General features: G+C 61.1%; 7 protein-coding genes. 6 read left to right on the top strand and 1 reads right to left on the bottom strand.

Features of this window, described 5'->3' with window-relative positions; translation table 11 throughout:
• Positions 1-130: 130 nt before the first annotated feature.
• Genes J5J83_RS08740 through J5J83_RS08750 form a run of 3 tightly spaced genes read left to right on the top strand, consistent with a single transcriptional unit; the run spans position 131 to position 2,019 of the window.
• Positions 131-709: a peptidylprolyl isomerase gene (locus J5J83_RS08740; RefSeq protein WP_212347993.1), complete on the top strand. Its 579-nt coding sequence runs from the start codon at positions 131-133 to the stop codon at positions 707-709.
• Between the two features lie 16 nt (positions 710-725).
• Positions 726-1,220 carry a peptidylprolyl isomerase gene (locus J5J83_RS08745; protein WP_212347996.1) on the top strand — a complete coding sequence of 165 codons (495 nt, stop codon included), beginning with the start codon at positions 726-728 and terminating at the stop codon, positions 1,218-1,220.
• A 46-nt stretch (positions 1,221-1,266) separates the two neighbouring features.
• Entirely contained in the window at positions 1,267-2,019 is a 753-nt protein-coding gene (locus tag J5J83_RS08750; RefSeq protein ID WP_212352907.1) for a UDP-2,3-diacylglucosamine diphosphatase, read from the top strand.
• A 54-nt stretch (positions 2,020-2,073) separates the two neighbouring features.
• Here J5J83_RS08750 and J5J83_RS08755 read toward each other — a convergent pair whose 3' ends face one another.
• A complete protein-coding gene (locus J5J83_RS08755; RefSeq protein WP_212347999.1) occupies positions 2,074-3,015 on the bottom strand; it encodes a LysR family transcriptional regulator in 942 nt (313 codons plus the stop codon).
• Between the two features lie 105 nt (positions 3,016-3,120).
• Here J5J83_RS08755 and J5J83_RS08760 point away from each other — a divergent pair, with 105 nt between their 5' ends.
• From J5J83_RS08760 to J5J83_RS08770, 3 genes are all read left to right on the top strand, one after another.
• Entirely contained in the window at positions 3,121-4,335 is a 1,215-nt protein-coding gene (locus J5J83_RS08760) for an MFS transporter (protein ID WP_212348002.1), read from the top strand.
• Positions 4,336-4,616: 281 nt separating this feature from the next.
• Positions 4,617-5,141, top strand: a complete 525-nt coding sequence (gene uraD / locus J5J83_RS08765) for a 2-oxo-4-hydroxy-4-carboxy-5-ureidoimidazoline decarboxylase (RefSeq protein ID WP_212348005.1) — start codon at positions 4,617-4,619, stop codon at positions 5,139-5,141.
• Between the two features lie 95 nt (positions 5,142-5,236).
• Positions 5,237-6,345 (top strand): IS3 family transposase gene (locus J5J83_RS08770; protein WP_212348008.1). Its coding sequence is split into 2 segments (ribosomal slippage): positions 5,237-5,483 and positions 5,483-6,345, totalling 1,110 coding nucleotides; the frame shifts between segments, so codons are not numbered across the junction.
• The last annotated feature ends 136 nt before the right edge of the window (positions 6,346-6,481 follow it).

Here is a 6,481-nt window from a genome sequence, read left to right on the forward strand (position 1 = left end):
CGGATTATAGCACGGTGCATAGCACCGGAATTTCGCCAGCACCCGCGTGCTCGTGCGGCATGACAGGGCACGGCGCACCTGCAAACATGGCCGCCCCCGGGCCAGACCCGACCCCCACCCCGGAGACCGTATGAAAAAATTGGCGTTCGCACTGATTGGATTGATTGGCTGCACCATTCAGGCGCTCGCGGCCAATCCGATGGTCGAGCTCAAGACCAGCCTTGGGAACATCGTCGTCGAACTCAACGCTGACAAGGCGCCGAAATCTGCCGCAAACTTCGTTCAGTACGTGAAGGACGGTCACTATGACGGCACGGTGTTTCATCGCGTCATTGACGGCTTCATGATCCAGGGCGGCGGATTCGACGCCCAAATGACGCAGAAGCCCACCCGCCCGCCGATCGAGAACGAAGCCAGAAACGGCCTCAAGAATCTGCCCGGCACGCTTGCCATGGCACGCACCTCGGATCCGCACTCGGCGTCTTCTCAATTCTTCATCAATCTCGTGCCCAACACCTTCCTCGATTACCCTTCGCGTGACGGCTGGGGCTATGCCGTATTCGGCAAAGTGGTCACCGGCATGGATGTCGTCGAGAAGATCGCCAAGGTGCCGACGGCAAACGCTGGCCTCCACCAGAACGTACCGGTCACACCGGTCACCATCGAATCGGCGCGCGTCATCAACGACACGCCGGCTCCCGCAAAATAGGCCACAGGAGAACACCATGGCAGTCAAACTCCACACCAATCACGGCGTCATCACGCTTGAACTCGACGCGGAAAAGGCGCCGGTCACGGTCGAGAACTTTCTTGCCTATGTCGAGGCAGGGCACTACGACAACACCGTGTTTCATCGCGTCATCGACGGTTTCATGATTCAGGGCGGCGGCTTCGAGCCCGGCATGAAGCAGAAGGCCACCCGCGACACCATCAAGAACGAAGCCGACAACGGCCTCAAGAACAATCGGGGCACGATTGCCATGGCGCGCACCCAGGCCCCGCACTCGGCCTCGGCGCAGTTCTTCATCAACCTCGCCGACAACGACTTCCTCAACTATCGCTCTCCCGATCTTCAGGGCTGGGGCTACTGTGTGTTCGGTCATGTGACTGACGGCATGGATGTGGTCGACAAGATCCGTCTGGTCAAGACGGGCTCCAGCGGTTTCCACCAGGATGTCCCCAAGGAAGACGTGATCATCGAGCGCGCCGAAATTGTCTGATTCCCGTGCCGACATGCCCGCCACCAGCGACGGGCAAGCGCACACAATGCCGGAAGCCGTGCACCCGACACTTCCGGCATTCTTCATTTCGGACCTTCACCTCGCGGCAGAGCAGCGGGAGACGGTCTCGGCGTTTTTCGAATTCCTGAGGGGGCCGGCGCGCTCAGCCGGCAGCCTGTTCATTCTCGGCGACCTGTTCGAGTACTGGGCAGGCGATGACGACGTCGGTGCCCCCTTCAACAGCCGCGTCTGTGACGCGTTGCGCGAGCTGTCCGCTGCCGGTGTCGAGGTCTTCTTCATGACGGGCAATCGCGACCTGCTGGCCGGTCGTGACTTTGCACATGCTGCCGCGCTGCGACTGTTGCCCGACCCGACACTCGTGAACCTGCGTGGTCTGCGCGTGCTGCTCAGCCACGGTGACATGCTGTGCACCGACGACCGGGCCTATCAGGCCTATCGCAAGCAGGTGCGAGACCCGGCCTGGCAAGCCGCCTTCCTGGCGCAACCACTAACCACACGCAAAGCTTTCATCGACAGCCTGCGCCAGCAGAGCGAGGCCGCCAAGCAGGACAAACCGATGACGATCATGGACGTCAATGCCCAGGCCGTCGAAGACTTGCTCCACGCTTACGCTTACCCGGAGCTGATCCACGGCCATACACACCGCCCTGCTCGCCACGTTCACCGCGTCGGCAACCATGATTGCGCGCGCTGGGTGCTGTCGGACTGGCACGGCGAAGCAAGCTGGCTCGCTTTCGACGGCGACGTATTCACCGCCCATAGCGGTACGCCGCGCTAACGTCATCCTCGCACAGGGCGAGCGTATGCCTCGGCCGCGGGGGGCCCCCTGCGCTCAGCTCCGGATGGCCTGCTCGCCCAGGCTCACGCGTTCCCAAGGCGGCAATGGACTGAACTGACGCTCGAGCGCTTCGAGAAACACCCTGACTTTTGGCACACGCACCCGGCTCGGCGTATAGCACGCGTACACATTGCGCCCGAACACGATATTGGGCTCATGATCCGCCAGCACTGCCTGCAGCCTGCCCGTTGCCAGCTCTTCGCTACACAGATAGGTCGGCAGAATGGCAATGCCATGGTCATCGAGTACGGCCTGGAGAATGCAATCCTGACTGTTGTATTGCAAACGGCTGCGCACGGGAATACTGACTTCATTGCCCTGGCGATCGAGGAGGTGCCATATTCGACCGTCGCGAAGCACATAGCTGAAGCATTGATGATGCATGAGGTCCTGCGGCCCCTCCGGCACACCATGGCGCGCGAGGTATGCAGGTGAGGCGCAGATCACCCGACGCAACTCGACCACCTTGCGCGCCACGGCATCCTCTGGTGGTGCCTTGGTCATGCGCAGGCTGAGGTCGATGTTGTCGTCAAGCAGATCAACCATCTCATCACTCAGGATCAGTTCGCATTCAAGCTCGGGATAACGCGCAAGAATATCGGGAATGAGCGGTGCGATGAATTTTCGCCCGAAAGTGACTGTCGCGCTCACCCTGAGCACGCCGCGTGGAATCTCACCCAGGTTCTTTACCGCAACCTCCGTGGTCTCGATCGCTTCAAGCGCGCGCAGCGCATGCTGCAAGAATGTTTCGCCAGCCGGCGTCAGGATCAGCTTTCGGGTCGAGCGCTCGAACAGGCGAACGCCGAAAGCACGCTCGAGATCACCAACCTGCTTGCTGACCTGTGCGCGGGTGCAGCCAAGATTGCGCGCGGCCGCGGCCATGCTGCCGCCCTCCACCACCCTGACGAAACCATCCCAACTGGCAAGCCACTTCATTGTCAATTATCCGTTGACGTGATGCATCCAATTATGGACTTTCTCGCACTGATTCCGGAAACTATCCTTCGACCGTCCCCAAATTACAAGTCAATCAGGCACGCCATGTTCCGCACCCTCAGAAGGCCGGATGTTTTCGCCGTCACGCTGGCCGCTGCCGGCATCCTCGCCATCACCATGGGAATCCGCCAGTCGCAGGGCCTGTTCATCAGCCCCATGAACACGTCGACCGGCCTGGGCATCGCGACCATCAGTTTCGCCCTCGCCATCGGACAATTCACCTGGGGCGCAATCCAGCCAATCGCCGGCGCTGCGGCAGATCGCTACGGTCCCCGCGCAGTGCTCATCGCCGGTCTGATCGCCCTGGCGGCGGGCAGCGCCCTGACGCCATTCATGGAGACGGGTTTCGGCCTCATCGTGTCGCTGGGCCTGTTCTCGGCCATGGGTTCCGGAGCCGGCAGTTTCTCGGTACTGATCGGCGCCGCCACCCAGCGGCTTCCGCTCGAAAGTCGTGGTGCAGCATCGGGGGTCATCAATGCGGGCGGCTCCTTCGGTCAGTTCGTCTTTGCGCCCGTGCTGCAAAAGCTGATCCAGTTGACCGGCTGGATGGGTGCAATGTGGTCAATGGCCGTCATCACGCTGCTTGCGCTGCCACTGGTGGGAAAACTGACGAGTGCGCAACAGCCCGCTTCCCACCCCCATGAAGAAGAAACCGGCGCCCTCAGAGCGATCCGCAATGCCATCGGGGACCGCAGCTATATCCTGCTGCATGCGGGCTTCTTCACCTGCGGTTTTCACATCGCATTCCTCGTCACCCATCTCCCTGGCGAGGTGGACTTGTGCGGCCTGCCGCCGACGGTTGCCAGTTGGTCGCTGGCCATCATTGGCCTGGCGAACATTTTTGGTAGCCTTTATGCCGGCTCCTGCATCTCACGATTCCGTAGCAAGCATGTACTGGCAGCGATGTATGGCTCGCGCGCCCTGCTCATTGCGCTCTACCTCGTGCTACCGAAGTCGGAGTGGACCTTCTATGCGTTTGCGGCCGGACTCGGCTTCACTTGGCTGGCCACGGTGCCCCCTACGGCCACCATCGTTGGCAAGCTCTTTGGCGTGCGCTATCTGGCGACCCTGTTCGGACTCACGCTGCTATCGCATCAGGTTGGTGGCTTTCTCGGTGCGTGGCTGGGCGGCTTGAGCCTGACACGCTTCGGCGACTACTCCTGGATGTGGTATGCGGACATGGCCCTCGCCGCAATGGCCGCCGTTGTCAATCTGCCGATTCGTGAAGACCCGGTGAGACTCGCGCCTGCAGCAGCCTGAGCGCGTTGTCGAACAAGGGGATCCGCTCCACACAGGCTCATCAGGACGCCGATTTTCACCCTGCGCGTCGGTGCAATCGCGCGGGCGCCAGATGCGGCTGCATGCCTGGGCACCAGCACCTTCCCGGTTCCGTGCAAGGCTCCTGATGATCAGTAATATACAAGCGCGTATAAGGTTTATTAGCTTGCCGCGCGCTGAGGAACGGAGAAGCATCGTAGACTGCTACGTGCCGGAAAGGATGATGAAACCGGACGTGCAAATCCGCGATAGGGCCTCTCTCCATGTCTTCTACCACCATGCGGGATAACATCAAGTCACTGTCCTCTCTTGGCAAGGAGGCATTCGTCCGGCGCCTTGGGGGGGTCTTCGAGCACTCCCCCTGGGTTGCGGAGCGTGCTTGGGACGAGCGCCCCTTTTCCAGTATCGATGAGCTGCATGCCGCGATGGTCGCCGCCGTCGACTCGGCACCGGCACAGGAACAACTCGCGCTGATTTGTGCCCACCCCGAACTCGCAGGAAAGGAGGCTAGCAGCGGCCGGCTGACGAAGGCGTCTACCGGGGAGCAGAAAGGCGCCGGCCTGGACCAATGCTCTGCCGATGAACTTGCGCGATTACGCAGGCTGAATGCTGACTACCGCCAGAAGATGGGCTTCCCTTTTGTCATCGCAGTAAAGGGTCTGTCGCGGTATCAGATCATGGACGCAATCGAAACCCGACTGCAAAACGATCGCACAACCGAGCATCTCGCTTGCCTCGAAGAGATCGCCAAGATTGCCCGCTTTCGCCTGCAGGATCTCATCGCCTGACTTGTTTGATGCTGATCACCATGACGCTGACCTGCTCCGGGGCTTTCGCACCATCTGAAACTTGAGAGGATGGCTTCCAAGAAGAAGAGGAAGCCATGCGCAAGAGCCGTTTTACAGAAGAACAGATGGTGAAGATCCTTCGGGAGGCCGGTCGTTTGCCGGTCGCGGAGGTCTCGAAGAAGCACGGGGTGAGCGAGCAGACGATCTACACCTGGCGCAAGCGCTTTGGCGCCATGAACTCGGACGAGGTCAAGCGACTGCGGCAGCTGGAGGCCGAGAACGCGCGGCTCAAGAAGATGCTGGCCGAGCGGGATCTGGAGATCGACGTGATGAAGGAGATCACGGCAAAAAAGTGGTGAGCACCTGCGCACGCCGAGCGCAGGTGCTTTACGCAGTGAAGCGAGGCGTTTCGCAGCGTCGCGCGTGCGCCTTGTTGTGCGTGTCGCGTTCGGCGCTGGGCTATGTGTCGCGGCTCGATGAGCGTGATCGCCCGCTGATTGGCGAGATGAGGCGGTTGGCAGCGCAGTACCCGCGCTACGGCTACCGACGCATCCGCATCTTTCTTCGTCGCGCCGGGCATCGGCTGAGCATCGGCCGCACCTGGCGGCTGTGGCAGAAGGCGGGCTTGCAGGTGCCGCGCAAGCGACCGCGCCGTCGGGTGGCCAGTCAGCGCGATCAGGTCGAGCGCGCATCGGAGGCGAACGGGATTTGGGCTTACGACTTCGTGTTCGATACCTGCGCCAACGGCCAGCAACTCAAATGCCTGACCGTGATTGATGAGCACACCCGCGAGGCGCTGGCGATCGACGTTGCGGGCAGCATCCGCTCGGAGCGCGTCATCGAGGTCTTGAGCCGCTTGATCAGCGAGCGCGGAGCGCCGAAGGCATTGCGCTCGGACAACGGCCCGGAGTTCGTCTCGACGCGGTTGCTCCAGTGGGCGACCGATGAGGGATTGAAAATGGCGCTGTCGCAGCTGGGCAAGCCATGGCAAAACGGCACCGACGAGAGCTTTAACGGCAAGTTCCGCGACGAGTGCCTATCCATGGAATACTTTCGCAACCGCCTTGAGGCACGCGTCGTCATCGAGCAGTGGCGCCGCCATTACAACGAAGTACGACCGCATTCTGCGCTGGGATACCTGACCCCGGCGCAGTACGTTCAGCACCAGTCAGGCAACGACCACGAGGCCATTCGTCTCAAGTAACCCGTGGTCCGAAGAATCGAGGCAGGTCAACAAATCGAGACAGGTCAATTCACAGGTGACTTTACCGAGTGCTTACCGACGTATTGTGTAAGCACCCGGCAAACTCACCTGTTCATTGCGGTGTAGTCCGCTGAAG

The sequence above is a fragment of the Azoarcus sp. L1K30 genome (assembly GCF_018122735.1).
Taxonomy (GTDB): Bacteria; Pseudomonadota; Gammaproteobacteria; order Burkholderiales; family Rhodocyclaceae; genus Parazoarcus.